The following is a 25,622-nucleotide window of genomic DNA, read 5'->3' as shown; positions in this document are numbered from 1 at the left end:
GTTGCTGCTTAGCGGCCTGTCGGGTAGGTTTCACCCGGCTGGTTCTTGTGCCCGTTTTCCGCCAGCTTTCGCACTCCATGCATGAAACGGGCTTGTGCAAGGAGAGCGATATGACTGAAACCCTTATCAAGAATGCCGACACGATCCTGACGATGGATGACACGCGCCGCGAACTTTCGGGCGCGGATATCCTGATCCGGGATGGGCAGGTCGCGCAGATCGGCCACGGCTTGCAAACTACCGGCGAAGTTCAGATCGCGTCCGGTTGTGTTGTGACGCCCGGGTTGGTGAACACCCATCATCACCTGTACCAAACCCTGACACGCGCAGTGCCCGGTGGGCAGGACGCATTGCTGTTTGGCTGGTTGCAGACGCTCTACCCGATCTGGTCGCGGTTTGGGCCTGAGGAAATGTTCATCTCGGCCCAGATCGGTCTGGCAGAGCTCGCTCTGTCTGGATGTACGCTCAGTTCCGACCACCTGTATCTGTATCCTAACGGCGCTCGACTGGATGACACTATCGCCGCCGCCGCCGAGATTGGTCTGCGGTTCCATCCAACCCGCGGCGCGATGAGCATTGGAGAAAGTGACGGGGGATTGCCGCCGGACACGCTGGTTGAGGACGAAGGGGCGATCCTGGACAACATGATCCGAGTGGTGGATGCGTTTCACGATCCCGCTGAAGGCGCGATGTGCCGGGTGGGGCTGGCCCCGTGTTCGCCGTTCTCGGTCAGTCGTGATCTGATGCGGGATACCGCCTTGTTGGCGCGCGACAAGGGCGTGATGCTGCACACTCATCTGGCGGAAAACGACGAAGATATTGCCTATTCACAGGCTCAGTTCGGTTGCCGCCCCGGCCAATATGCCGAGGATTTGGGCTGGACCGGATCGGATGTCTGGCACGCCCATTGCGTCAAGCTGGATGGAGCCGAGATTGATCTGTTCGCCAGAACCCAGACCGGTGTCGCGCATTGTCCTTGTTCCAATTGCCGTCTTGGGTCGGGCATTGCCCCTGTGCGGGCGATGCGGGATCAGGGCGTGAAAGTTGGCCTAGGCGCGGACGGCTCGGCCAGCAATGACAATGGCAATCTGGTCCTTGAGGCCCGACAGGCCATGTTGCTGCAACGTGTGACTTACGGTGCAGATGCCATGTCGTCTCGCGAAGCGCTGGAGATCGCCACGCGCGGCGGTGCGGATGTTCTGAACCGCCCCGATTGTGGGCGTCTGCAACCCGGCAATCGGGCTGACATCGCTATTTGGGATACACGTTGCATCGAAACCGCGGGCAGCTGGGACCCGGCCGCATTGCTGTTGGCCGGGCCGATGCGGGTGAAACATCTGTTTGTCGAAGGGCGTCAGATCGTGTGCGACGGGCAAGTCACCACTTTGGATATGCCCCGCGTGATCGAACGGCAGACCCAACTGGCCCGCGCCTTGCAATCCTAGTTGCTGACGCGTTGACCGGCGATCCAGACCTCGGAGACCGCCCGGTCGTCGCCCATCATGATTGTGGGAAAGATGGCCTCCCACAGATCCTCGGCACACGCTTCGCGCTGGGCGATGGCAGGGGTGGAGGCAAGGTCGAGCACGATCAGATCGGCCTCCATCCCGGTTGCGACGTTGCCAATGCAATCATCCAACCGCAGTGATCGTGCCGAACCGACGGTGCCAAGCCACAACAGCTGTGCCGCATGCAGGGGTGCTCCGCGCAGCTGTCCGATTTCATAGGCCGCCGCCATCGTGCGCAGCATCGAAAAGCTGGATCCGCCGCCGGTATCCGTCGCCAGCCCAACCCGGTGACCCTCATGCATCAGCCCGCCCATATCGAACAACCCTGACCCGATGAAGGTGTTTGAGGTGGGGCAGTGGACCAGCGCCGCGTCAACCTCACGCAGGCGGTCGCGTTCGCGTGACTCCAGATGGATAACGTGGCCGTAGACGCCGTGCGAGCCCAGCAAACCGAACTTTTCATACGTGTCCAGATAATCACGCGCCTCGGGGAACAGCTCGCGCACCCAGGCGATTTCGTCGGTTTGCTCGCTCAGGTGAGTTTGCATCAGGCAATGAGGGTTTTCAGCCCACAAAGCGCCCATCGCTTCTAGTTGATCGGGTGTGGATGTGGGCGAAAAGCGCGGCGTGATCGCGTAAGAGAGACGACCGACACCGTGCCAATTGTTCAGCAAAGCAGCAGACTGGTCATAGCCAGTTTGTGCTGTGTCGCGCAGCCCCTCAGGCGCGTTGCGATCCATACAGGTCTTGCCTGCCACGACCCGCTGGTTGCGCTGTTGCGCGGCAGTAAAGAACGCATCAACGCTTTCGGGATGGATGGTGCAGAAACTGCACATGGTCGTGGTGCCATGGGCCGCCGTCAGGTCCAGATAGCGGTTGGCGATTTCGCTGGCATAGATGCTGTCGCCGAACTTCATCTCTTCTGGGAAGGTATAGGTGTTCAGCCAATCGATCAGGCGTTTGCCCCAGCTGGCGATCATTGCAGTCTGCGGGTAATGCACATGCGCGTCGACAAACCCGGCCATGATCACCCGCTGGCCGTGATCCACAACATCCGCGTCAGGATGGGCCGCGCGCAGGCTGTCGGCATCGGCTACGGCAGAAATGCGCCCGTCTTCGATCAGCAGGGCCTCGCTGACGGTTACCGCGTCGGTCGGATCACCCTCAAAAGGGGACCCGTGGAAACTCAGGACGCGTCCTTTCAGCAGCGTTTTTTGCGCCATAATCGATATTCTCCGCCTGTCTGGGACCGTGAAACAGCATAGGCGGGCAAATCTTGTCGGTAAATCGGCGCATTGTCATTGTTTTCCGGTAGCTGCTTCTTCTAATTAGGGGTCAATGACCGAAGGAACGGGGGCAGAAATGACAACAGGCTTTGACGAACCCGTGACCGAGCCCACCAGTGACGATGACGTCTATGCGCTGGATCGCAAGACCGTAGCAGCCATTCTGTACGCGGTTGATGTGGATGACCGCGACAAGCTGATTGAGCTGATGGAGCCGCTGCACGCGGCCGACATTGCTGACCTTCTGGAACAGATCAACGCTTACGACCGCGCCCGCCTGATCCGTCTGTATGATAAAGAGTTCGACGGCGATATCCTGTCAGAACTGGATGAGGCCGTCCGCGAAGAGGTGATTAACGTCCTGCGCCCGGATGTTTTGGCCGACGCGGTGCGCGACATGGAAAGCGACGACGTTGTCGACCTGCTGGAAGATCTGGAAGAACCTCAGAAAGAGGCCATTCTGGACGTTCTTGAGGATTCCGAGAGGGTGGCAGCCGAGCAGGCGCTGTCTTACCCCGAAAACTCGGCCGGTCGACTTATGCAGCGCGAGGTGGTCATGGCACCCGAGCATTGGATGGTGGGGCAGGCCATCGATTTCATGCGCGCCAATGACGATCTGCCTGAACAGTTTTATCACGTGGTTCTGGTCGACCCGCGCTTGAAGCCAGTTGCACAGGTCACGCTGGGCAAGCTGATGGCGACCCGGCGCGACGTCCCGCTGCATGACATCGCCGAAGAAGAGTTCCACACAATCCCGGTCGATCAGGACGAAGAGGATGTGGCCTATGCCTTCAACCAATACCACCTGATTTCGGCCCCGGTTGTTGATGGCGACGGGCGTTTGGTTGGTGTGATCACCATCGATGATGCAATGGTCGTGTTGGATGAAGAATACGAAGAGGACATGCTGCGCCTTGCGGGGGTTAGTGACGAAAGCTCGCTGTCGGACAGTGTGGCAGCGACCAGCAAGCGCCGATTGCCCTGGCTGGCGGTGAATCTGTGTACGTCGATCTGTGCCTCATTGGTGATTTCGCAGTTCGAAGCGGCGATTGATCAGTTGGTGGCGCTTGCCATTTTGATGCCGATCGTGGCCTCGATGGGGGGCAATGCGGGGACGCAGTCGCTGACAGTTGCAGTGCGGGCGCTTGCGACGCGCGACCTGACCGGTTCCAACGTGGCGCGCGTGATCCGGCGGGAATTGCTAGTGGGCGTGTTGAACGGACTGTGTTTTGCCATCGTTTTGGGGACGGTTGGCATGATGTGGTTCGATTCTCCGATGTTGGGTGTCGTGATCGGGTCGGCGCTGGTCGTGAACATGGTGATCGCGGGCTTTGCAGGTACGGTAGTACCGGTGGTGCTGGACCGCTTGGGTGTAGACCCGGCGCTGGCATCCGGGACTTTTGTGACAACCACCACGGATGTCATGGGGTTCTTCATCTTTCTGGGGCTTGCCAGCGTGATTCTACTGTGACCGATTTGACCGACATAAAGGCTGCCGCACGTAAGGTGGCTTTTGCCCGCCGCAAGGCCGCGTTTGACGCCTGTGTGCCCGGCGCCGCAGGGCGTTTGTCCGAGGTTCTGGCGGGGCATCGGGGGGTGCCGTTGTCGGGATACATGCCGATCCGCACCGAGATTGATCCGCTGGCTGCCATGGCCGAAGCATCGGCCTATGGCCCTGTCGGAGTGCCGGTTATTCAAGACGCAGGACAGCCGCTGAAGTTCTCACACTGGACGCCCGAGGGTGTTTTGAAAGACGGCCCGTTCGGGGCCAGGGTGCCAGAGGTCGATGACTATTTTGATCCTGAGATCCTGATCGTTCCGCTTGTGGCATTTGATGCGCAAGGCGGCAGGCTGGGCTATGGCGGCGGGTTCTATGACCGCACATTGGAGGGCCTGCGCGCTAGGCGTCCGACTCTGGCCATTGGCTTTGCTTTTGACGCGCAAGAGGCAGAAGGGTTGCCGCTTGAGCCGACCGATCAACCGCTGGATATGGTTGTCACTGAAAGCCGGGTCCTGACGTTTCGCAACTGACGGTGTCAGCCGGAATGGTTTTCGCGGAAATACTCCCACGCATCGATCTCAGTTCCATCCGACAAGATACAGACGCCGGATTGCCCATTGTCGCCATCGCGAATCTCGTATCGGGCGCCGCTGTCTATGCAGTAGGTCGCAGCGGGATTTGCCAGTTGCGCGGTTGCATCGGACGAAGGGCTTTCGTCACAAGCTGCAAGTAAAGCCAGGCCAAGGGCAGACAGAAGAATGCGAGACATAAGGAATCTCCGGTATTAAGTGTTTTGACAGATTTTGCAGGCAGCTAAACCGCTTGTGCTTACCCATTACCACACTTAGGACAGATTGAATGAGAATACTATTTCTGGGTGACGTCATGGGCCGCGCGGGACGCACGGCCGTCCAACAGCATCTGCCACGCCTGCGCGAGGAATGGCGGCTGGATTTCGTTGTCGTCAATGGCGAAAACGCCTCGAATGGGATGGGGCTGACAGGGGATCATGCCAAGCTGTTACTGGACGCCGGCGCGGATTGCCTCACACTGGGCGACCACGCGTTCGATCAGAAAGACATGTTGCAGTTCATCGAAAAAGAACCCCGCATCGTGCGCCCGGTGAATTTCGCCAAGGGTGCCCCCGGGCGGGGCCACCGTTTGTTCAACGCACCAGGCGGGCGCAAGATTTTGGTGGTTCAGGTTTTGGGGCAGGTCTTTATGAAGCGGCCCTTTGATGATCCATTCTCGGCCATCGAGCCCATTCTGAAGTCGCACCCGCGCGGCGGGCAGGCGCAGGCGATCCTCGTGGATATGCATTGCGAGGCAACTTCTGAGAAAATGGCGATGGGTCATTATTGTGACAAACGCGCCAGTCTGGTGGTTGGGACGCATACCCATGTACCGACGGCGGACGCACAGATCTTGCCGGGAGGCACTGCCTACCTAACCGATGCAGGCATGTGTGGCGACTACGATTCCGTCATCGGAATGGACAAGCTTGAACCGATGCGCCGTTTCATCACTGGAATGCCCAAGGCCCGGTTCACTCCGGCCAATGGGGATGCAACGCTGAGCGGCGTGTTCGTTGAAACCGATGACCGTGATGGTCAGGCCAAATCTGTGCAAATGGTACGCGTTGGTGGTCGATTGCAACAAGCAGGGCCGCAATAGGGTCATGTCAGGCTTGCCCTGCCGCGCGCAATGCGGGAAACTGCCTGCCGGGCGCTTATGCCAGGTCAGGGTTCGGACAGAATACCAAGAATGCAATTCCTCCAACTGACAGAAACAGGCAGCGCGATACTGGCGCTGATGGTTGTTGCGGGCATGTTCATCATGTTCCTGCGCGAGGTGTACCCGACCGAAGTTGTTGCCATCGGCGGCGTCGCGCTGATGCTGGTGACGGGCATTCTGCCGTATCAGAGCGCGCTGGCGGTTCTGTCCAATCCGGCACCTTGGACGATTGCAGCGATGTTCATCATCATGGGCGCTTTGGTGCGGACCGGTGCGCTGGACGCGTTCACGTCGACCGCGCAAAAACAGGCTCAGGTCAACCCGCGGATCGCCATTGGGATGCTGATGGCATTTGTCGTTATCGCCTCGGCGGTGGTGTCGAATACTCCGGTTGTTGTTGTCATGATCCCGGTATTTGTCCAGATCGCGCGCACGCTGAATGTTCCTGCCTCAAAACTGCTGATCCCGCTCAGTTATGCAGCGATACTGGGCGGCACGCTGACCCTGATCGGAACGTCGACCAACCTGCTGGTGGATGGTGTCGCAAGATCACAGGGGATGGCGGCGTTTACGATTTTCGAAGTCACGCCGCTGGGCATTGCGCTGGTGATCTATGGCATGATCTACCTGCGTTTCATTGCACCGCGATTGTTGCCGGATCGCGACAGCATGGCCACGCTGCTGTCTGACAGGTCGCAGATGAAATTCTTTACCGAGGCCGTTATCCCGCCTGAAAGCAACCTGATCGGGCGCGAGGTAACGGGGGTTCAGCTGTTCAAACGCCCCGGCGTGCGTCTGATCGACGTGATCCGGGGGGATGAATTGCTGCGGCGTAACCTCAAGGGCGTGACATTGAATCTCGGGGACCGCGTGGTCTTGCGCACACAAATGACCGAGTTGCTAAGCCTGCAGAGCAACAAGGAACTCAAACGCGTCGATCAGGTCTCGGCTGTTGAAACCAAGACGGTCGAGGTGCTGATCACCCCTGGTTGTCGTATGGTGGGGCGGACGCTGGGTATGCTGCGGCTGCGGCGGCGTTACGGTGTCTACGTGCTGGCGGTGCATCGGCGGAATCAGAATATCGGCCGTCAATTGGATGATCTGGTGGTGCGGGTCGGTGATACACTGTTGTTGGAAGGTGCACCCGCCGATATCCAGAAACTGGCCGCTGACATGGATATGGTTGACGTCACCCAACCCTCGGCCCGCGCGTTCCGGCGCAGTCACGCGCCCATCGCCATCGGCGCTCTGGTTGGAATTGTGGCGCTGGCTGCATTTGGCGTTGCGCCCATCCTGTTGCTGTCGATTCTGGCCGTAGCAGTCGTTCTGATCACTCGTTGCATCGACGCAGACGAGGCGTTTTCCTTTGTCGAAGGTCGTCTGCTGGCGCTGATTTTCTCGATGCTGGCCATTGGCGCGGCTTTGGATAAATCCGGGGCTGTTTCGTTGATAGTCGAGGCAATTGCACCCGGCCTCAGCACGTTGCCACCGTTCCTGATCATCTGGGCCGTATACCTGTTGACTTCGGTGCTGACCGAACTGGTGTCGAACAACGCGGTGGCGGTAGTGGTGACGCCGATTGCCATCGGTCTGGCGCAGGCCGTGGGCATTGATCCGCGGCCATTGGTGGTGGCCGTCATGGTGGCAGCGTCGGCGTCTTTTGCGACGCCTATCGGATATCAGACAAACATGATGGTCTATGGTCCTGGTGGGTACAGGTTCGTGGACTTCATGAAAGTCGGTATCCCGTTGAACCTGACCGTCGGGCTGCTGGCATCCTTGCTGATTCCGCTGATCTGGCCGTTATAGAACCGGCGTAGAACCGCTAGCGTTCCGGCAAAGCCCTTGTAAACTCAGATGTTCATACAATGTTTTGACAAAGTGATTTTATAGGAAGGAGCACGCGTATGCTCAGGACCGGATCTGCCGCATTGGCGGCCACAGCCTTGTCAGTCGCGCTTAGCAGCGTCGCCGCGGCCGGAACAGTCGAAGGAACAGCCACGTATCGTGAACGGATTGCGGTGCCGCAAGATGCAACGCTTTTGGTGCAGTTGCAGGATGTATCCCGCGCGGATGCGCCCTCGGTCACTTTGTCGGCCAAGCGTTATGCGCTGACTGGTGTGCCTGCGCAGTTTGAGTTGAACTATGATGACGCGCTGATCCGGGATGGGATGCGCTATGTGGTGCGTGGGTCGATCCTGCAGGGCGACAAGCTGTTGTTCACTACCGACACGGCCTATCCGGTGCTGACCAACAACTCTGGTAACACAACCGATCTTATTCTGGTGCAGGTACAATCTCAGGGAGCGGCTGTTCTTGCGAATACGACCTGGACCGCAACCGGATTGAACGGTGCCGCGCTTGGGACTGAAAAGCTCCCTGAATTGTCCTTTGGTGAAGGCGGGGCTTTTTCGGGTAACGGTGGTTGCAACCGTTTCTCCGGCCAAGCTGAGGTTTCGGCCAGTCAGATCGACTTTCCCGACAACATGGCTGCAACGCTGATGGCTTGCCCGCCACCCTTGGATGAGGTCGAGCGGCAGTTCTTCAAGGCATTGCAGGGAGTGACCACTTATGCGTTCAAGGGGGACACGCTGGTGTTTCTGGATAGCGCTGGTCAGCCGGTGGTGCAGTTCGCACGAGCACAGTAACTCCAAAGGGCCGTCACGCGACGGACCGCGACCGCCCGGCATTGCGGCCCGAGAAGATGCAGCCGCCCAGGAAAGACCCCTCAAGCGCGTTGTACCCGTGATAGCCGCCGCCGCCGAACCCCGCGACCTCGCCGGCAGCAAACAGACCGGGGACCACTTGACCGTTTGCGCCGATCATCTGGCTGTCCAGATTGGTTTGCAACCCGCCCAGTGTCTTGCGCGTCAGTACGTGCAGTTTGACGGCAATCAACGGGCCATTGGCGGGATCAAGAAACTTGTGCGGTTTGGCGGTTCTGATCAGCTTGTCACCGCGGTAATTGCGCGCCGCCAGTATGGCCGCCATCTGGGCGTCCTTGGTAAAAGGGTTGTCGACCTGAGAATCCCTTGCCTCGATCTGGGCGCGCAGATGCGCCTCATCGATCAGGCCGCCGCCCATCTGGTTCATGCCGCCGACCAACTCGGTCAGGGTGTTGGCGACGATGAAATCTTCGCCGTGTTCTTTGAACGCCTCGACCGGTGCAGTGGCTTTTGACCCTGTCAAAACGCGCTGAAACAGAACCTCGCGCCAGCCGCCATCGGTCATGTCGGGGTTCTGCTCGGACCCGGACAGGGCGAATTCCTTTTTGATCACCTTCTGGGTCAGGACAAACCAGCTGTATTCATGGCCGGTTTTCAGGATTTCCTGCAGTGTGCCCAGCGTATCGAACCCCGGCAGGCAGGGCGGTTTCAACCGGTTGCCCTGCGCGTCAAACCACATCGAACTTGGGCCGGGCAGTATTCGAATCCCGTGTGAAGGCCAGATTGGATTCCAGTTCCGTACACCTTCGGTGTAATGCCACATCCGGTCGCCGTTGATCACGTGGCCACCGGCCTTTTCGCTGATCCCGATCATGCGGCCATCGACATGAAACGGCACTCCGGCCACCATATCCTTGGGCGGTTCGCCCAGCCTGTCCCGTGGCCAGTTCTCGCGCACCATCTCAAAATTGCCGCCGATCCCGCCCGAGGTGACGATCACCGACGGGGCATAAACCTCGAACTCGCCAACCTCATCGCGGTTTGTTTTGGCGCCGTGCGGAGCCGTGTCATCCGCCAGAACCTCGCCGGATACACCCTTGGCGGTCCCGTTTTGCATGATGATGTGGCTGACCTGATGGCGGAACTTCAGCTGGATCAACCCGGCACTGATATGTTCGTGCACCCGGCGTTTGAAATGTTCCAGAACACCGGGACCCGTGCCCCATGTGATATGAAATCGGGGGACAGAGTTGCCGTGCCCATCGGCATAAGACCCGCCACGTTCAGCCCAACCTACAATCGGGAACCAGCGCAGGCCCATCTCATGCAGCCAGGGGCGCATCTCACCGGCGGCGAACTCGACATACGCTTCAGCCCATTTGCGCGGCCAGGCGTCTTCGTCCCGGTCGAACTGTGCGCTGCCCATCCAGTCACGCAGGGCTAGCTCGTGGCTGTCCTTGATACCCATTCGGCGTTGTTCCGGCGTGTTGACCATAAACAAGCCGCCAAGGCTCCAGAACGCCTGACCGCCCAGAAAATGCGCGGGCTCTTGGTCTAGGATGATCACCTTTTTACCGCGATCTCCCAACTCGGCTGCGGCGGCCAATCCGGCCAGACCGGCGCCTACAACGATGGCATCTGCAGTAATGTTGGGCATGTACTGTCCTTTCAGCGACTGCGGAGCCAGGCGATATAGGGCAGGGCCACGACATACATCATGATCCCGTACACCGCCGCGGGCAGGGCAAGCGGGCTGAACCCGCTTTCTGTCCCGTTGATCAGTGCCGCCAAAGTGATCCCCAGCGTCGAGTTCTGGATGCCGGTCTCGATTGAGATAGTCTTGCTTTCATTCCACGATAGTTTTGCGGCGCGCGCCAGCCCCAATCCCATCAGCAGCAACGCAATGTTAAGTGTGACCAGCCCGCCACCCATAATGCCCAAATTTTCAACGAAGGTCTGCCAGTTTCCGGCTAGTGCCGCGAGGACGATCAGAACAAAGAGAACCGTGGCTAGTTTTGACAGCGGTGCATCAATCCGCGTCGCGAAACCAGCGGCAAAATGCCGAAGGCTGATGCCGATGGCGACGGGCAGGGTGGTGATCAGAAACATAGCAATGGCCAGCCCGGTGATCGACACCTCAGGTGCGTCTTCTCCCATGAAATGTGCGATGGACCACGCCGCCAGCACAGGAACCGTCACCAAAGACAGCAGGCTGATCACGGCAGTCAGGCTGACCGACAGGGCAACATCACCCTTGGCCAGTTTTGCAAGGATGTTGCTGGTGACACCGCCGGGGCAAAAGCTGAGGATCATGAACCCGACTGCGATCTCGGGTGTCAGGGCGAACAGTTTGACCGTCGCAAAGGCCACGACGGGCAGCAGCACGACCTGACACAATGCGCCGATGGCAAATGGATATCCCCGGCTCAGAACGCGGCGGAAATCGGCAATCTCAAGCCCGACGCCCAGTGACAACATGATAATGGCCAACGAAAGCGGCAGGCCGACAGATAATAGAAGATCCAAGAACAACTCCTCCCAAAGTCATTCGGATCAGCCTATGCGAGGGGCCAAGTCACAGGCAACCGCGCCGTTAGGTCATCCGTAGCGTTGAGCGAACCGGCGCAGGATTTCGCCGGGCTGAGTAACTTCGGCCGAGTGACAGAAATCGATCAGTTTCTGCGCGTCTTCGGGGGGGAAATAGCCGAAATTCTTGTAGATGTTGATGCGCTGTTCAAAATCCCGCGCATCTGCCTCGGGGTGGAATTGCGTGGCATAAACGTTCTGACCCCAGCGGATCATCTGAAATGGACAGGGATCCGAGGCCAGCAAATGAACGCAGCCATCCGGCAGGGTCTGAACGGCCTCTTTATGGCCGACAAAGGCGTCGAAGGTTGGGTTAAGTCCGGCGGTCAGCGGATCGCGCGCGCCGTCTTGGGTCAGGTGGCAGGTCGACGGGCCTACGGGCTCTCCGAACTGGTCCTTGCTGACATCACCGCCCAGATGGGCCGCCAGAACGCCCAACCCATAGCAGCAGCCCATGAATGGGTGATCCTGCGCGGTGATCTGTGGCATCAGCCCCATAATGGCCGCTTCGACGCGTGCATCCACCGGGGATTTCGTCGCCGGATCGTCGCTGACGCAGCCGGGTCCACCACCAACGATCACACCTGCGTAATCGGTGACATCCAACGCATTTGGAAGCTCTTCGCAGTCGAGACGGATGCGATGTGTTTGGTCGGGCGTCAGCCCGGCCTTGTCCAGAATCGAGGCGTATTCCGCGTCCGAGGCTTCGGTTTCCGGGCGCAATTGCAGGATCAGAAATCGTTTCATGCGGTGGCTTTACCCGTCATAGCGGCCAGAAGACAAGGATCGAGGGGACCGAGACCGCAATGATCAGGATTTCCAGCGGCAGACCCATGCGCCAGTAATCGCCAAAGCGATAGCCGCCGGGGCCCAGCACCAGTGTGTTGTTCTTATGCCCGATAGGTGTCAGGAAGGCTGCGGATGCCGCCACGGCTACCGTCATCAGGAACGGATCTGGCGAGACCTCTAGCGTGCGGGCCATTTGAATGCCGACCGGCGCTGCGACAATGGCTGTGGCGGTGTTGTTCAGCACATCCGAAAGGGTCATGGTGACCACCATCAACACGGTCAGAATGGCCCATGCGGGCAAGCCGTTGGTCAGTTGTATCAACGCATTGGCGATCAGTTCGGTTCCGCCCGAGGTCTCTAACGCACTGCCCAGCGGGATCATCGAACCCAGCAAAACTACAACCGGCCATTCGATATGATTGTAGAGATCAGCGATCGGCATGATCTTGGTCAGCACATAGGCCACGACCACCAGCCCCAGTGCGATCGGCAGGTAGATCAACCCGACACTCGCCGCCAGCACGGCAGCCGCAAACAGACCGATGGCCAGCCATGCTTTGTCGTTGGCGGTGACGTTTAACCCGCGCTCGGCCAGAGGTAGGCAACCCAGCCAATCCGTGACGTCCACGCTGCGGTCGCGGGGGCAAAGCAGCAGAAGGATGTCGCCTGCCTCGACCTCGGTCTTGCGAACTTGTTCTGTGATGCGACGGCCCTGTCGCGAAATGCCCATCAGTACGGTGCTTTGCCGCCACGCCAGCCCCAGCCCCTGAGCAGTACGCCCGGTGATACGGGCGTTTTCGGGGGCGACAACCTCGATCACTTCAAGCCCGTCGCCCTCAGCCTTTAGCAATTCCTGACGGCGGGTGTCCGAAAAGTCGAGGTTCAGCGCCGCGCGGAATTCGTCCAATGCCTCGGGGCGGGCTTCAAGCACCAATGCGTCGCCGTCTTTCAACGTGGCGTGGGCGGATCGGCCATAGCGGCGTTTGCCGTCGCGGATCAGGCCGATGATGGCGACGTCGGATTTCTCGGCGGCTTCATACATCTCACTGACCCTTTTGCCGATATGGGCCGATTCCGGGGGGATGGTCAGCTCGGCGATGTATTCAGCAAGCACCTCAGAGCTTTCGGACTGCGGCCCGCGATTGGGGATCAGCCGCCACCCCACCAGCGCGACAAAGGCCAGCCCGGCAAGGGCGGCGATGCCGCCAACGGGGGCGAAATCGAACATGCTGAATGGTTCACCCAGTGTTTCCTGCCGGATCGACGCGATAATGATGTTAGGCGGCGTACCGATCAGCGTTGCCATGCCGCCCAGAATTGTGGCGAAACTCAGTGGCATCAGGGTCAGGCCCACGGACCGCCCCGCTTTGCGCGCGGTTTGAATGTCCACCGGCATCAACAGCGCCAGCGCGGCCACGTTATTCATAAAGGCCGACAAAACCGCGCCAATACCGCCCATCAGCGCGATGTGGGCACCAAGCCCGCGCGAGGCATCGACCAGCGTGCGTGTGATCAAAAAAACAGCCCCCGACCGGACCAACCCGGCGGACACCACCAGAACCAGCGCCACGATGATGGTCGCAGGATGGCCAAAACCCGCAAAGGCGTCATCCACCGGGACCACACCCAGAACAACCCCGATCAGCAGCGCGGAAAACGCCACAAGGTCATAGCGAAACCGCCCCCAAAGCAGCATTCCGAATACAGTGGCGAAAAGGGCAAAAAGAATAATCTGGTCTGTTGTCATGCCGCCACCATACCCACAGCGAGGACCGTCGCAAGCCGCTCTCTTGATCCCAAGCCCTGCAAACGTCTATATGAGCGCCGAATACGCAATCACGATGACGAGGACGCAACATGGCAGGCCATTCCAAATGGGCCAACATCCAGCACCGTAAAGGGCGTCAGGACGCCGCGCGGTCCAAGCTTTTTTCCAAACTGTCGAAAGAGATCACAGTCGCGGCCAAGATGGGCGACCCCGATCCCGACAAAAACCCGCGCCTGCGTCTGGCGGTGAAAGAGGCCAAGTCGCAATCGGTACCCAAGGATGTGATTGATCGCGCGATCAAGAAGTCTCAGGCAGGTGATGGCGACGATTACGAAGAAATCCGGTACGAGGGCTATGGCCCCAACGGTGTCGCGGTAATCGTCGAGACGATGACCGACAATCGCAACCGAACCGCATCAACCGTACGCTCGACCTTTTCCAAAAACGGCGGCAATCTGGGTGAGACCGGCTCGGTCGGGTTCATGTTCGAGCGTAAGGGTGAGGTGGTCTATACCGTATCCGTAGGCGATGCCGACGCGATCTTTGAGGCCGCGATTGAGGCTGGTGCGGAAGATGTCGAAAGCTCGGACGAGGGGCATATCATCTGGTGCGCCGATACCGATCTGAACGAGGTATCGAACGCGCTGGAGGCCGCGCTGGGCGAAACGGAATCAACCAAGCTGATCTGGAAACCCACTACGACGACCGAGTTGGGTCTGGAAGACATGCAAAAACTGATGAAGCTGGTTGATGCGCTGGAAGACGATGATGACGTCCAGCGCGTGACCACCAACTTTGAGGCAACGGATGAGGTCATGGCGCAGCTTTGATCCGCGTCATGGCACCCCTATCGAAAACCCGGCCGTTGGTCGGGTTTTTGTTTTTCTGCCCGTGAGTTCTTGGCCGGTTCGGCAGAACCCTATAGGTTTGAAACTGCCCGCGATTGACCCGGAACAGCCCTTCCAATTGGCAAAACGAATGAGCGTATGACGGACAACCCAACCCCGCCAAAAAGGAATTTCCCGGTACTGACCGGGCAAAGCATCCTGTCCCAGGTTGCATGGACTCTTGGCAGCCCATCCATCGTTTTGCCGTTTCTGGCGGTCTCGCTGGAACTGCCTATGTTTATCGCCGGAGCTCTGGTCTCGGTGCGCATGACGGGCAGCATGATTTCGGACGTGTTTCTGGCGCAGGCGATTTCAGCGCGCGACCACAAAAAGCGCGGAATCGCGCTGACCGAAATTGCAATCGGGGCCTGTCTGGTCATGGCGCTGGTGGTGGCTGCGACAGGGGGTGTTCCGGCCATCGGCGTGGCTTTTGTTGCAGCGTTCTTTCTGATTGGCCTGATCGAAGAGATTCAGGCGTTGATGTTCACCGATCTTCTGGGTGATCACGTGCAATCGAAATCGCGGATGATCATGCGATACCTGCAACTTGGTGTTGGCGGATTGGGCGCAATCGGCTTGGCGCTTTTGGTGCATGAGATCACCAAAGAGAACCCACCGTTTTCGCGCCATTCTGCGGTTATTGCCGTGTCAGTGATCTTTTTTGTGCTCTCCGCCGTGGTCATTCTGGCGATGTCTGAGATGACACGCTCTTCGCAGCCCAATGACAAAACGCAACCGGCGCGCAAACGGAAGTTCACCGAGAACTTTACAGACATTTTCGCCATGTTCAGTGAGGCTTGGTTCCGCCGCTACATGGTGATGCGGATGCCGTTGGTGGTTGTCTCACTGGCGGTTCCGTTTTTTGCCCTGATTGCGGCAGAGGCGCATCACGCGTCTGCCAAGGGTTTGACGGCGATGATTATCTCCTCGGCTTCGGGGTATCTGGTCTCGGCCCCTTTGTGGCAGATGGTCAATCTGAAGTCGCATCGTGCGGTCATGGTGACCGGCAACCTGATGGTGGCGCTGACGGGTGCTGCGCTGCTGTCGATGCATTTCCTCGGGATCGATCACGAGGTGCATCTGCACGCCATCGCCCTGTTCATCGTCACAGTCGCAGTGACTGGTGTCAGCAGCGCGCGTAAACTGTACTTCCTAGATGTCGCGCCCAAGGATCAACGCGTTAAAGGTGCGGCTGCGATCAAAAGCATTTGCCGGATAACAGGGGTCATCGTTTCAGCATGTCTGGCCGGGGTGGCGCATATGCACGAGGTCGCATGGGCCATCGTGTTCATCGTGACCGTCAGTCTGATCGCGGCCATCCTGTGTTACCGGGTGGTGCTGCCACACGCGAAACAGGCCGTTGCCTCCTGACCCAATATCACGGCTCCGCAGATGCGGCCACCGCGCGCCTGATCGCGGCCGTCAGCGGTGCCAGTGACGGGGCCAGAACGCGGACGACCTGCCACGTCAAGGGAACATCAAGCGGCGCGTTAGGCAGGACCGGGCATAGCTTGCCGTTCTCAATGGCATCCTGCACCAGTGAAACCGGGTTCATACCCCAGCCTATCCCGGCAATCGCGGCTTCGACAAACCCGTGCGACGTTGGCAGAAAGTGTGAAGGGGGTGATATCCGTTGGCCCGTCTGAGCAGTGATCCACGATCTCTGCAAGCTGTCTTTCCGGTTAAACGTCAGGCAGGGCGCAACCGCCAGAGTGCGTGCAGTCACGCCATCCGCAAACCATCGGCGCATGAACGCGGGACTGGCGGTGGGAAGATAGCGCAAGTCACCCAAAGCCACCGGATCACATCCCGCGACCGGCTGTCCGCCAACGGTTATGGCGGCGCTGACCTCTCCGCGGCGCAGCCACTCTGCCGAATGGTCCTGATCATCGACGACCAGATCGAACAAAAGACCCTCTGCCTGTGCCATGGCTTCTATGAACCAGGTCGCCAGTACGTCTGCGGGGACTGCGACGCGTACGCGTGCGGGGCCGGTTGATTGATCAAGGGTTAATTCGCGGGCCAGCTTGGCCTCGAGCAAGCCGATATCCTCGGCATGTCGTGCAATGCGCAGCCCTGCGGGTGTTCCTGAGCAGGGCGCGCCACGGTTGATCAGGGCCGCGCCCACGCGATCCTCCAGCGCTTTGATCCGCTGTGATATTGCCGAAGGCGTTACCGCCAGCTCTGCGGCGGCGGCTTCAAAGCTGCCGTGACGCAGGATCGCGGAAAGGGCGGACAGGTGATTGGGATCCAGCAGCATTAATCAAACTTATCCTGGGTCAGTATCTTTAATTTGATAGGGCGCGTGAATGCCCTTAGTCAACGACTGAGAATACAGGAGGTTTCATGTCCACATCCCTGATCGCCGGTTTTGCACTGGGCTTCAGCCTTATCCTCGCCATCGGCGCACAGAACGCCTTTGTCCTGCGTCAGGGCTTGCGGCGCGAGCATGTGTTTCCCCTGTGTCTGACCTGCGCGGTATCTGATGCGGCCCTGATCGCTGCGGGTGTGGCGGGGTTTGGGACTTTGGCGCAGGTCTTGCCTTGGTTCGAAACGGTCATGCGATACGGGGGTGCGATCTTTCTGACGTGGTACGGGGTGCGCAGTCTGCAATCTGCATGGCGTGGTGGTGCTGTGATGGATGTCGAGAAAGGTCAACGCACCAGCCTGCGGTCTGTCCTGCTGACGGTTCTGGCCTTCACCTGGCTGAACCCGCATGTCTATTTGGATACAGTTGTGCTGATCGGGTCGATTTCCGCGCAGTATGAAGACCGGTTGGCATTTGCTCTGGGTGCAATGCTGTCCAGTTTTGTGTTCTTCTTTTCCCTTGGCTACGGGGCAGGGGTATTGTCGCCCGTTTTTGCACGGCCGCGCGCCTGGCAAGTGCTGGATGTGGTGATCGGCGTGGTCATGCTGGCCATCGCCGTTAAACTTGTGGTGATGTGACGGGTTGCCCCTGCCAGAGTTTCGGTGTTCAACGGTTAACATGACAACTCTTGCGGCCCCATATCGCCCCCTTGCGGGCATGTTCTGGATGTTCACTGCAGGGTTGTCCTTTGTTGTCATGACCGCGCTGGTCAAGTCGCTAGGCCCATCAATGGACCCGATCCAGGCGGCCTTTCTGCGGTTTGTTTTTGGGCTGGTCTTTCTGTTGCCCGCGCTGCGGCTTGTGCTGACGACGCATCTGACACGCAGGCATCTGGTGCTGTTTGGCACTCGTGGGATCGTCCATGCACTGGCCGTGATGCTGTGGTTCTTTTCGATGACGCAGATCCCCTTGGCCGAAGTCACGGCGATGAACTATATGACCCCGGTTTACGTCACCCTGGGCGCAGCGCTGTTTCTGGGTGAAAAGTTGGCTTTTCGCCGGATTGCTGCAATCTGCGTCGCTTTGATCGGAGTTCTCATCATTTTGCGCCCCGGATTTCGCGAGATCTCTCCGGGGCACCTGACCATGCTGGGTACTGCACTGGCGCTGGGTGGCTCGTACCTGATCGCCAAAACACTGGTGCGCGATCTTCCGCCCTCGGTGGTTGTGGCGCATATGTCAATCTGGGTGACCATTGCACTGATCCCCTTTGCCATAGCTGTCTGGACCCGACCAAGCCTGCACGATCTGGGCGTTCTGTTTCTGGTCGCCAGTTTCGCCACTGCAGGACATTATTTCATGACGATTGCGTTGAAGGCGGCCCCCGTGGCGGTCACGCAACCAGTGACCTTTCTGCAGCTGATCTGGGCCACGCTGCTGGGCGCGCTGGTGTTCCACGAACGCGTTGACATCTGGGTTGTTGCGGGCGGATCGTTGATCCTGTCAGCTGTCAGTTTCATCGCCTGGCGCGAGGCGGTTTTGAACCGCAGCAGCTTGACGACTCCCAGTATTGCGCCCAAACTTTAGCGGCGTCATCGCCCGAGAACGGTTATTGATTGACGAGTCAATAAAAACCCCCTAGCGTTTCATGCACCAAGCGCAACAAGGGGATCGTGATGCCGAAACTCGGAATGGAACCAATCCGTCGTGATGCGATCGTCAAAGCGACGATTGCCGAACTCGGCTCAAAAAAATCCCTCGACGTGACGGTTAGTCAGATTGCCAAACGGGCGGGGATGTCCAGTGCTTTGGCGCATCACTATTTCGGCGGTAAGGATCAGATATTCCTGGCTGCGATGCGTCGAATCCTATCCGATTTCGGTGCCGAAGCCCGGAGCGAGTTAAAAACCGCAACCCCAAACAAGCGGGCACAAGCCATCATCCGATCCTGCTTTGCGCCGTCCTGTTTTACCCCGGATGTGATCGCCGCGTGGATGACCTTTTATGTTCTGGCGCAGACAAACGATGACGCCCTACGTCTTTGGCAAATCTATCAGGCGCGTATCCGGTCCAATCTGATCTATGCTTTGCGTCCCTTGATGGACGATCCGGTTGAGGCTGCTGAAAACATGATCGCCCTGATCGACGGTCTGTATATTCGCGCCGCGCTCAGCGCCCCGGAAGAGCCGCAACTGGCTGTCAATCACGCAATGCGCGTCCTCAACACTCTGCTCGAGGCTGAAAAATGACGCACCCGAACATTCTGATCCTGATGGTGGATCAGCTGAACGGAACCCTCTTTCCCGACGGTCCCGCAGACTGGCTGCATGCGCCGAACCTCAAGAAACTGGCCAAACGGTCGACCCGTTTCACCAACGCCTATACGGCCTCACCCTTATGCGCGCCGGGGCGGGCCAGTTTTATGTCGGGACAGTTGCCATCGCGCACAGGTGTCTATGACAACGCGGCCGAGTTCCGCAGTGACATCCCCACCTACGCCCACCACCTGCGCCGCGCGGGCTATTACACCTGTCTGTCGGGCAAGATGCATTTTGTAGGCCCTGATCAGCTGCATGGATTCGAGGATCGTCTGACCACCGATATCTACCCGGCTGATTTCGGCTGGACCCCGGATTACCGCAAACCCGGCGAGCGGATCGACTGGTGGTATCACAACATGGGCTCTGTCACTGGCGCAGGCGTGGCCGAAATTTCGAACCAGATGGAGTATGATGACGAGGTCGCCTACAACGCCACCGCCAAGCTTTATGATCTGGCGCGTGGCAATGATGACCGCCCATGGTGTGTGACTGTCAGTTTTACTCATCCGCATGACCCTTATGTGGCCCGAAAGAAATATTGGGACCTGTATGAGGATTGCGAACACCTGCTGCCCGAGGTGCCGGACCTGGGTTATGACAATCAGGACGCGCATTCCCAGCGCATTTTTGATGCCAATGACTGGCGCAGCTTTAACATAACCGAGGACGATATCCGCAAATCGCGCCGCGCCTATTTTGCCAACATCTCGTATCTGGATGACAAGATTGGTGAAATTCTCGAGGTTCTGGAAAGCACGCAGCAAGAGGCGACCATTCTGTTTGTGTCCGACCATGGCGACATGCTGGGTGAGCGGGGCCTGTGGTTCAAGATGACCTTCTTTGAGGGATCAGCCCGCGTTCCGTTGATGATCTCAGCGCCGGAATTGCCTACGGGTCGTGTTGATACGCCGGTCTCGACGATTGATGTCACTCCGACGCTGGGTGCCTTGGCCGGTGTGGATATGGCCGAGATTGCCCCGTGGACTGACGGCGAAAACCTGGTTCCATTGGCCCAAGGCGTTGAACGCACCGCGCCAGTTGCAATGGAGTACGCAGCCGAGGCGTCGTATGCGCCGCTGGTTTCGCTGCGGTACGGTAAGTGGAAATACAACCGCTGCGCGCTGGATCCTGACCAGCTTTATGACCTTGAGACCGACCCGCATGAAATGGACAATCTTGCGGACGCGCCCGAACACGCCGGTACGCTGGAGTCCCTGAGGGCGAAATCCCAGGCGCGCTGGGACTTAGACAAGTTCGATGCTGATGTCCGTGCCAGTCAGGCTTGTCGATGGGTTGTATACGAGGCGCTGCGACAGGGCGGCTATTACCCGTGGGACTACCAGCCGCTGCAAAAAGCGTCCGAGCGTTACATGCGAAACCATATGGATTTGAACATCGTCGAAGAAAGCCAACGCTTTCCCCGTGGCGAATAACCCTCTCACCTTTTGTATGACGGTCGCCGGGGCAGGGTGGGGCTAAAAACCCTTGCCGCGGCGGGTAATGGAGACCTGGAAATGGAAGCAGATTTCGTCATCGTTGGCGCAGGATCCGCAGGATGCGCAATGGCCTATCGCCTGAGCGAGGCAGGGGCTTCGGTTCTGGTGATCGAGCATGGTGGCACCGATGCCGGGCCGTTTATCCAGATGCCGGCCGCGCTCAGCTATCCGATGAACATGCCGATGTATGATTGGGGGTATAAATCTGAACCCGAACCGCATCTGAACAACCGCGAATTGGCCTGCCCACGGGGCAAGGTCATTGGTGGATCGTCCTCGATCAACGGGATGGTTTATGTGCGTGGCCACGCACGCGACTTTGACACCTGGGCAGACATGGGGGCCGATGGCTGGTCCTATGCGGATGTGCTGCCCTATTACAAACGGATGGAGACGTGGCATGACGGCGGCCATGGTGGTGATCCGACATGGCGGGGTACAGACGGCCCGCTGCATGTGTCGCGCGGACCGCGGGAAAACCCACTGTTCAAGGCCTTTGTCGATGCCGGTCAGCAGGCGGGGTATGAGATCACCGGCGACTATAACGGCGAAAAGCAAGAAGGCTTTGGCCCGATGGAGCAAACCGTCTGGAAAGGACGGCGCTGGTCTGCTGCAAATGCCTATCTCAAACCTGCGCTCAAACGCGACAATTGTGAGATCGTGCGCGGGCTGGCCACACGTGTGGTGATGGAGAATGGGCGCGCGACCGGCGTTGAATTGATCCGGGGTGGCAAGACAGAGGTCATCAGCGCGCGGCGCGAGGTAGTTCTTGCTGCATCCTCAATCAACTCTCCCAAACTGCTGATGCTATCCGGTATCGGCCCAGCGGCGCATCTGGCCGAACACGGCATCCAAACCGTTGCGGATCGTCCGGGTGTGGGGGCGAACCTGCAGGACCATTTGGAGCTCTATATTCAGCAGGCCTCATTGCAGCCGATCACGTTGTACAAGCATTGGAACCTGGTCAGCAAAGGCCTGATCGGGGCGCAATGGTTGTTCACTAAAACCGGGCTGGGTGCTTCGAACCAATTCGAAAGCGCAGCATTTATCCGGTCAAAACCCGGTGTGGAATACCCTGATATTCAATATCATTTCCTGCCGATGGCCGTGCGCTATGACGGGCAGGCGGCAGCCGAGGGGCATGGGTTCCAGGCCCATGTCGGCCCGATGCGGTCACCTTCGCGCGGGGCGGTTACGCTGCGGTCGGCCAAGGCCGAGGATGCGCCGTTGATCCGGTTCAACTACATGAGCCATGACGAAGACTGGGAAGATTTCCGAAAGTGTATTCGCCTTACACGCGAGATTTTTGGACAGGATGCGTTCAAGCCTTATGCCGGTAAGGAAATCCAGCCGGGCGCGGACGTGCAGACGGATGAAGAACTGAACGCCTTTATCGCAGAGCATGCCGAAAGCGCCTATCACCCCTGCGGGACCTGTCGCATGGGGCGGGCCGATGACAAAAACGCCGTAGTCGACCCGGAAGGGCGGGTGATTGGTGTCGTGGGCCTGCGTGTTGCGGACAGTTCGATCTTTCCACAGATTACAAACGGCAATCTCAACGCGCCGTCGATCATGGTGGGCGAAAAGATGTCGGACCATCTACTCGGAAAAGAAACCCTGCCAAAGGCCAATGATCGCCCGTGGATTCATCCGCAATGGGCGATGGCTCAGCGATAACTGGGGGGATTTGATCCGCGTCAAAGCGGGGCGAGGTGTAATCTTATAGACCTGAATCGCAACAACTAGTTGAGGAGCGAACAGGAATGTCCAACACCCCGCATGAGCTAGCCCAAGAGTTTCCAGACAAGGTTGAGATGATTAGACAGCTCAAGCAAACTGATGCGCATTTTGCCCGATTGGCAGATGAGTATCACGAGATCAACCGCATTGTACATCGCGCCGAGACCAATGTTGAGCCGATGGAAGATTTGGCCGAAGGCGCGCTGCGTAAGAAGCGCGCGGTACTCAAGGACGAAATCTGGGCGATTTTGTCAAAAACCTGAGATCAGGGCGGGGGCCCTGCCCCCGTCGCGGCAAGCCGCGCCTCCCCCGGGATATTTTCAGGCCAGGTGAAGATCAGGTGACTTCGTAAGGCAGGGTGCCGCGAGTATGGGCGTCGATGGACAGGCGCCTTTCCAGCGGGGGAACCGAGCGCTGGTGGCAGGTTTGGCGTTCACAGATGCGGCAGGAAATGCCAATCGGTTCGTATGCGCTAGCGTTGTTGATATCCAGGTTATCTGCGTAAACCAGCGCGTCGGCGTGGCGGGTTTCGCACCCCAAGGCAATGGCATAGCGACGTACCGGCGCGCCATAGGAGCCGCCGGATTTCGAGACATCCCGCGCCAGCGAGATATAACGGACACCGTCGGGTGTTTCTGCCAGTTGTCGCAGAAAATGTCCCGGTGTTTCAAAGGCGCGGTGGACGTTCCACAGGGGGCAAGCGCCTCCGAACCGGGCGAATTGTAAACGCGTGGCCGAGTGTCGTTTGGTGATCGTTCCGGCCTGATCGACACGGACAAAGAAAAACGGGATGCCTTTGGCGCCCGGACGTTGCAGCGTGGAAAGCCGGTGAGCCACTTGTTCTATCGAGGCACCGAAGCGGTTGCTGAGCAGCTCTAGGTCATGCCGGTAGTCCTGAGCGGACGCCAGAAAGGCACCGTAAGGCATCAGGGACGCGCCTGCAAAATAGTTGGCCAGGCCGATCTTGGCGATAGCGCGGGCTTCTTCGCTTTGGAATTTTGCAAAATCCAGCGTGGCTTCCAGTAACTTGTCCTGGCTGATCAGAGCGACCTGCAACAGCAGTTGAAACACTTGGGTTTGCGGCGCTGTCCGGGATGACAAAAGCAACGTTTTGCTGTCCGCGTCGTATTTTCGAGTTTCTTCAATTTCGACGAATTGCACCCGAATCCCGCGCTCGGCCATGTTTTCGACGGCGGCGGCCCGCACTCCGCCTGCGGTTTCGGCCCGGCTGGCAAACCGTTCCGCCGCGCGATCAACCGCATCGATGTAGTTGTCGCAATAGTGGAAGAAGTCGCGCACTTCCTCCCATGGGCTGGCTTGAATCTGTGCATCTTCGCGGCCCAGAGCTTCGTCCAGTGAAGCCAGCCTCTCATGGGTCTGTCTGTAGGTTCGGTGCAGGGCGATGAACGCGCGCGCCAGCGCCGGTGCGTTCGAGGCCGTCAGTCGCAAATCCGCCAGTGGGGGGGTGGCGTCGTCGAATACCGGGTCGGCCAGTGCCTCACGCATGTCCGAGACCAGACGTTCGCTGTCGCCCGTGCTCAGTTCGGTCACGTCCATGCCGAATTCCTGTGCCAGCGCCAGAACAACCGTGGTCGAGATGGGCCGGTTGTTGTTCTCCATTTGGTTGAGGTACGGCAGCGAAACCCCCAGTTTGGCTGCGAATTCTTTCTGCGTCAGTGTAAGGCGCGTGCGCATTTCGCGCAGTTTTGCACCAGCGTAGAGCTTTTGGGTCGCCATGTCGGGCCTTTGCAACTTTCCTAAAGTTGCAAGCTAGCTTTGCAAACTGCTGTGCGCAAGGTGGGTTACAGGCCCAGGACGCGCTCGCGCCGGATGACGACAAAGATTGCGCATATCGCCAGAACTGCCGTTGCCAGCATAAGCCACAACAGCGGCATCGCGCCGGTGTCGTGGGTCAAAAGAGCCCCCGCAAAGGCGCTGAGCCCCGCGCCGCCGCCCAGCATGATCGCGCCGCTCAGGCCTGACGCGGTTGCAGCCAGATGGGGTCGGACAGACAGCGCGCCGGATGTGGCATTGGGGATGGTCATGCCGTTGCCCACGCCGACAAAGGTCATGAACCCGAAAAAGCTGAGGGCTGAGCCGTAGCCGGCCAGAAACACGATAGCCGAAAGCGCTACGCCAATGCCGTTCAGCCAACAGCCCCACAGCACCATACGGTTCACGCCAAAGCGGATGGAGTACCGTCCGCTGAAGAAATTTCCGAAAAAGTACCCCACCGCAGGGGCGCCGAAATAGATGCCGAGTTCTGATGCGGTCAATCCGAAAAGCTCGGTGCCGATGAAGGGCGCCCCCCCGAGGTAAGCGAAGAACGCGCCAGACGAGAAGGCTGAGGACAGTGAATAGCCCCAGAACCGCGGCGATCTGAGCAGTTCCGGATATTCGCGAAACTGCTGAACCAGGGTCTTGCCGCTTTTGGTTGAGGTCTCGCCGAAATCTGCGAACGTCAAGGCCAGCGTCAACGCGCCCAGCCCAAAGGGCAGCCAGAAATTGGCTTTCCAGCCAAAGCTCTCTTCAAGAAAACCGCCGATGGCGGGGCCGATCATCGGAACAATTGCCATGCCCATGGTGACGTACCCGATCATCGACGCCGCTTGATCCTGATCATAAAGGTCGCGCACTGCCGCCCGGCTTAGTACCATGCCGACGACCACGACGGCCTGACCCATGCGGAAGGCCAGAAAAACCTCGGCGTTGGGGGCATAAATACAACCTAGCGTGGCCAGCAGGAACAGGGACAACCCCCATAGCAGAACGGGCCTGCGACCGGCCTTGTCTGCAATGGGGCCAATCAGGATTTGCAGCACCGCATTGACCAGCAGATACAGCGCGATCGATAGCTGCATAACCTTGTAATCCGCCTGAAAATGCAGCGCCATGTTTGGCAGGCTCGGTAGAAACAGGTTCAGGCTCAGCGCAGAGAGCCCGGACAGCAATACAAGTGTGCCAATGGTTGGCGGCGAACGCCGCGCGGGAGAGGAAGTAAACTGCATGGTTCACATGTATAGTGGCCGTTT

Annotated in this window: 23 protein-coding genes; 14 read left to right on the top strand and 9 right to left on the bottom strand. The window is 58.8% G+C overall.

Features of this window, described 5'->3' with window-relative positions; all coding sequences use genetic code 11:
• The first annotated feature begins 110 nt into the window (after positions 1-110).
• Positions 111-1,445, top strand: a complete 1,335-nt coding sequence (locus SJY13_RS08650; RefSeq protein WP_377190147.1) for an 8-oxoguanine deaminase — start codon at positions 111-113, stop codon at positions 1,443-1,445.
• On the opposite strand, the gene guaD is transcribed toward SJY13_RS08650, so the two are convergent.
• A complete protein-coding gene (guaD, locus tag SJY13_RS08645; RefSeq protein ID WP_377190145.1) occupies positions 1,442-2,731 on the bottom strand; it encodes a guanine deaminase in 1,290 nt (429 codons plus the stop codon). The two genes, SJY13_RS08650 and guaD, sit on opposite strands and share 4 nt — an antisense overlap.
• Before the next feature lie 139 nt (positions 2,732-2,870).
• On the opposite strand from guaD, the gene mgtE reads away from it, so the two are divergent.
• On the top strand, positions 2,871-4,265 hold the full coding sequence (gene mgtE, locus SJY13_RS08640; RefSeq protein ID WP_085821290.1) for a magnesium transporter: 1,395 nt from the start codon (positions 2,871-2,873) through the stop codon (positions 4,263-4,265).
• The gene (locus SJY13_RS08635; protein WP_377190142.1) at positions 4,262-4,825 is read left to right on the top strand and encodes a 5-formyltetrahydrofolate cyclo-ligase; all 564 of its coding nucleotides are present in this window, start codon (positions 4,262-4,264) and stop codon (positions 4,823-4,825) included. Before mgtE ends, SJY13_RS08635 begins: the two co-directional genes overlap by 4 nt.
• Positions 4,826-4,830: 5 nt before the next feature.
• Here the strand turns inward: SJY13_RS08635 and SJY13_RS08630 are convergent, their stop codons facing one another.
• A complete protein-coding gene (locus SJY13_RS08630) occupies positions 4,831-5,064 on the bottom strand; it encodes a putative hemolysin (RefSeq protein WP_377190140.1) in 234 nt (77 codons plus the stop codon).
• A gap of 89 nt (positions 5,065-5,153) precedes the next feature.
• Between SJY13_RS08630 and SJY13_RS08625 the strand changes: the two genes are divergently transcribed.
• The 3 genes from SJY13_RS08625 (at position 5,154) to SJY13_RS08615 (ending at position 8,677) form a co-directional block, all read left to right on the top strand.
• Positions 5,154-5,969 (top strand): TIGR00282 family metallophosphoesterase, encoded by an 816-nt coding sequence (locus SJY13_RS08625; protein WP_377190138.1) that lies wholly within the window; start codon positions 5,154-5,156, stop codon positions 5,967-5,969.
• Positions 5,970-6,059: 90 nt separating this feature from the next.
• On the top strand, positions 6,060-7,838 hold the full coding sequence (locus tag SJY13_RS08620) for an SLC13 family permease (protein WP_377190136.1): 1,779 nt from the start codon (positions 6,060-6,062) through the stop codon (positions 7,836-7,838).
• A gap of 98 nt (positions 7,839-7,936) precedes the next feature.
• Positions 7,937-8,677, top strand: coding sequence for a YbaY family lipoprotein (locus SJY13_RS08615; RefSeq protein ID WP_377190134.1), 741 nt, complete (start codon positions 7,937-7,939; stop codon positions 8,675-8,677).
• Positions 8,678-8,690: 13 nt separating this feature from the next.
• Here the strand turns inward: SJY13_RS08615 and SJY13_RS08610 are convergent, their stop codons facing one another.
• From SJY13_RS08610 to SJY13_RS08595, 4 genes are all read right to left on the bottom strand, one after another.
• Positions 8,691-10,352, bottom strand: coding sequence for an FAD-binding dehydrogenase (locus SJY13_RS08610; protein ID WP_377190132.1), 1,662 nt, complete (start codon positions 10,350-10,352; stop codon positions 8,691-8,693).
• Between the two features lie 11 nt (positions 10,353-10,363).
• Positions 10,364-11,221 carry a bile acid:sodium symporter family protein gene (locus tag SJY13_RS08605; protein WP_377190130.1) on the bottom strand — a complete coding sequence of 286 codons (858 nt, stop codon included), beginning with the start codon at positions 11,219-11,221 and terminating at the stop codon, positions 10,364-10,366.
• A gap of 72 nt (positions 11,222-11,293) precedes the next feature.
• Positions 11,294-12,028, bottom strand: coding sequence for a glutamine amidotransferase (locus tag SJY13_RS08600; RefSeq protein ID WP_377190128.1), 735 nt, complete (start codon positions 12,026-12,028; stop codon positions 11,294-11,296).
• Between the two features lie 16 nt (positions 12,029-12,044).
• Positions 12,045-13,817 (bottom strand): SLC13 family permease, encoded by a 1,773-nt coding sequence (locus tag SJY13_RS08595; RefSeq protein WP_377190126.1) that lies wholly within the window; start codon positions 13,815-13,817, stop codon positions 12,045-12,047.
• Positions 13,818-13,927: 110 nt separating this feature from the next.
• Between SJY13_RS08595 and SJY13_RS08590 the strand changes: the two genes are divergently transcribed.
• Entirely contained in the window at positions 13,928-14,668 is a 741-nt protein-coding gene (locus tag SJY13_RS08590; RefSeq protein ID WP_377190124.1) for a YebC/PmpR family DNA-binding transcriptional regulator, read from the top strand.
• A 156-nt stretch (positions 14,669-14,824) separates the two neighbouring features.
• Positions 14,825-16,096 (top strand): MFS transporter, encoded by a 1,272-nt coding sequence (locus SJY13_RS08585; protein WP_377190122.1) that lies wholly within the window; start codon positions 14,825-14,827, stop codon positions 16,094-16,096.
• A 7-nt stretch (positions 16,097-16,103) separates the two neighbouring features.
• On the opposite strand, the gene SJY13_RS08580 is transcribed toward SJY13_RS08585, so the two are convergent.
• Positions 16,104-16,985: a LysR family transcriptional regulator ArgP gene (locus SJY13_RS08580; protein WP_085821278.1), complete on the bottom strand. Its 882-nt coding sequence runs from the start codon at positions 16,983-16,985 to the stop codon at positions 16,104-16,106.
• A gap of 86 nt (positions 16,986-17,071) precedes the next feature.
• Between SJY13_RS08580 and SJY13_RS08575 the strand changes: the two genes are divergently transcribed.
• The 6 genes from SJY13_RS08575 (at position 17,072) to SJY13_RS08550 (ending at position 22,853) form a co-directional block, all read left to right on the top strand.
• On the top strand, positions 17,072-17,671 hold the full coding sequence (locus tag SJY13_RS08575) for a LysE/ArgO family amino acid transporter (RefSeq protein WP_377190120.1): 600 nt from the start codon (positions 17,072-17,074) through the stop codon (positions 17,669-17,671).
• A gap of 40 nt (positions 17,672-17,711) precedes the next feature.
• Entirely contained in the window at positions 17,712-18,620 is a 909-nt protein-coding gene (locus SJY13_RS08570; RefSeq protein WP_085821276.1) for a DMT family transporter, read from the top strand.
• An 89-nt stretch (positions 18,621-18,709) separates the two neighbouring features.
• Positions 18,710-19,282, top strand: a complete 573-nt coding sequence (gene betI, locus SJY13_RS08565) for a choline-binding transcriptional repressor BetI (RefSeq protein ID WP_085821275.1) — start codon at positions 18,710-18,712, stop codon at positions 19,280-19,282.
• Positions 19,279-20,787, top strand: a complete 1,509-nt coding sequence (gene betC, locus SJY13_RS08560; RefSeq protein ID WP_377190117.1) for a choline-sulfatase — start codon at positions 19,279-19,281, stop codon at positions 20,785-20,787. The genes betI and betC overlap by 4 nt, the downstream gene beginning before the upstream one ends.
• 81 nt (positions 20,788-20,868) lie before the next feature.
• Positions 20,869-22,527: a choline dehydrogenase gene (gene betA / locus SJY13_RS08555; RefSeq protein ID WP_377190115.1), complete on the top strand. Its 1,659-nt coding sequence runs from the start codon at positions 20,869-20,871 to the stop codon at positions 22,525-22,527.
• An 86-nt stretch (positions 22,528-22,613) separates the two neighbouring features.
• On the top strand, positions 22,614-22,853 hold the full coding sequence (locus tag SJY13_RS08550) for a YdcH family protein (protein ID WP_377190113.1): 240 nt from the start codon (positions 22,614-22,616) through the stop codon (positions 22,851-22,853).
• Positions 22,854-22,926: 73 nt separating this feature from the next.
• Here the strand turns inward: SJY13_RS08550 and SJY13_RS08545 are convergent, their stop codons facing one another.
• Together SJY13_RS08545 and SJY13_RS08540 are read right to left on the bottom strand one after the other, a co-directional pair.
• A complete protein-coding gene (locus SJY13_RS08545) occupies positions 22,927-24,327 on the bottom strand; it encodes a helix-turn-helix domain-containing protein (protein WP_377190111.1) in 1,401 nt (466 codons plus the stop codon).
• 65 nt (positions 24,328-24,392) lie between these two features.
• Complete coding sequence (locus tag SJY13_RS08540) at positions 24,393-25,598, bottom strand: multidrug effflux MFS transporter (RefSeq protein WP_377190109.1); 1,206 nt, start codon at positions 25,596-25,598, stop codon at positions 24,393-24,395.
• Positions 25,599-25,622: the final 24 nt, after the last annotated feature.

Origin of the sequence: Ruegeria meonggei (assembly GCF_042768335.1) — a bacterium.
Taxonomy (GTDB): Bacteria; Pseudomonadota; Alphaproteobacteria; order Rhodobacterales; family Rhodobacteraceae; genus Ruegeria; species Ruegeria meonggei.
Note: the sequence above shows the minus strand (reverse complement) of the source record. Positions and strands in the feature narration are given on the sequence as shown.

What these genes read in the sequence shown, in the direction of transcription:
- SJY13_RS08650 (WP_377190147.1), top strand. Translation starts at nt 111, where the DNA reads ATGACTGAAACCCTTATCAAGAATGCCGACACGATCCTGACGATGGAT.
- guaD (WP_377190145.1), bottom strand. Translation starts at nt 2,731, where the DNA reads ATGGCGCAAAAAACGCTGCTGAAAGGACGCGTCCTGAGTTTCCACGGG.
- mgtE (WP_085821290.1), top strand. Translation starts at nt 2,871, where the DNA reads ATGACAACAGGCTTTGACGAACCCGTGACCGAGCCCACCAGTGACGAT.
- SJY13_RS08630 (WP_377190140.1), bottom strand. Translation starts at nt 5,064, where the DNA reads ATGTCTCGCATTCTTCTGTCTGCCCTTGGCCTGGCTTTACTTGCAGCT.
- SJY13_RS08625 (WP_377190138.1), top strand. Translation starts at nt 5,154, where the DNA reads ATGAGAATACTATTTCTGGGTGACGTCATGGGCCGCGCGGGACGCACG.
- SJY13_RS08620 (WP_377190136.1), top strand. Translation starts at nt 6,060, where the DNA reads ATGCAATTCCTCCAACTGACAGAAACAGGCAGCGCGATACTGGCGCTG.
- SJY13_RS08615 (WP_377190134.1), top strand. Translation starts at nt 7,937, where the DNA reads ATGCTCAGGACCGGATCTGCCGCATTGGCGGCCACAGCCTTGTCAGTC.
- SJY13_RS08610 (WP_377190132.1), bottom strand. Translation starts at nt 10,352, where the DNA reads ATGCCCAACATTACTGCAGATGCCATCGTTGTAGGCGCCGGTCTGGCC.
- SJY13_RS08600 (WP_377190128.1), bottom strand. Translation starts at nt 12,028, where the DNA reads ATGAAACGATTTCTGATCCTGCAATTGCGCCCGGAAACCGAAGCCTCG.
- SJY13_RS08595 (WP_377190126.1), bottom strand. Translation starts at nt 13,817, where the DNA reads ATGACAACAGACCAGATTATTCTTTTTGCCCTTTTCGCCACTGTATTC.
- SJY13_RS08590 (WP_377190124.1), top strand. Translation starts at nt 13,928, where the DNA reads ATGGCAGGCCATTCCAAATGGGCCAACATCCAGCACCGTAAAGGGCGT.
- SJY13_RS08585 (WP_377190122.1), top strand. Translation starts at nt 14,825, where the DNA reads ATGACGGACAACCCAACCCCGCCAAAAAGGAATTTCCCGGTACTGACC.
- SJY13_RS08580 (WP_085821278.1), bottom strand. Translation starts at nt 16,985, where the DNA reads ATGCTGCTGGATCCCAATCACCTGTCCGCCCTTTCCGCGATCCTGCGT.
- SJY13_RS08575 (WP_377190120.1), top strand. Translation starts at nt 17,072, where the DNA reads ATGTCCACATCCCTGATCGCCGGTTTTGCACTGGGCTTCAGCCTTATC.
- SJY13_RS08570 (WP_085821276.1), top strand. Translation starts at nt 17,712, where the DNA reads ATGACAACTCTTGCGGCCCCATATCGCCCCCTTGCGGGCATGTTCTGG.
- betI (WP_085821275.1), top strand. Translation starts at nt 18,710, where the DNA reads ATGCCGAAACTCGGAATGGAACCAATCCGTCGTGATGCGATCGTCAAA.
- betC (WP_377190117.1), top strand. Translation starts at nt 19,279, where the DNA reads ATGACGCACCCGAACATTCTGATCCTGATGGTGGATCAGCTGAACGGA.
- betA (WP_377190115.1), top strand. Translation starts at nt 20,869, where the DNA reads ATGGAAGCAGATTTCGTCATCGTTGGCGCAGGATCCGCAGGATGCGCA.
- SJY13_RS08550 (WP_377190113.1), top strand. Translation starts at nt 22,614, where the DNA reads ATGTCCAACACCCCGCATGAGCTAGCCCAAGAGTTTCCAGACAAGGTT.
- SJY13_RS08545 (WP_377190111.1), bottom strand. Translation starts at nt 24,327, where the DNA reads ATGGCGACCCAAAAGCTCTACGCTGGTGCAAAACTGCGCGAAATGCGC.
- SJY13_RS08540 (WP_377190109.1), bottom strand. Translation starts at nt 25,598, where the DNA reads ATGCAGTTTACTTCCTCTCCCGCGCGGCGTTCGCCGCCAACCATTGGC.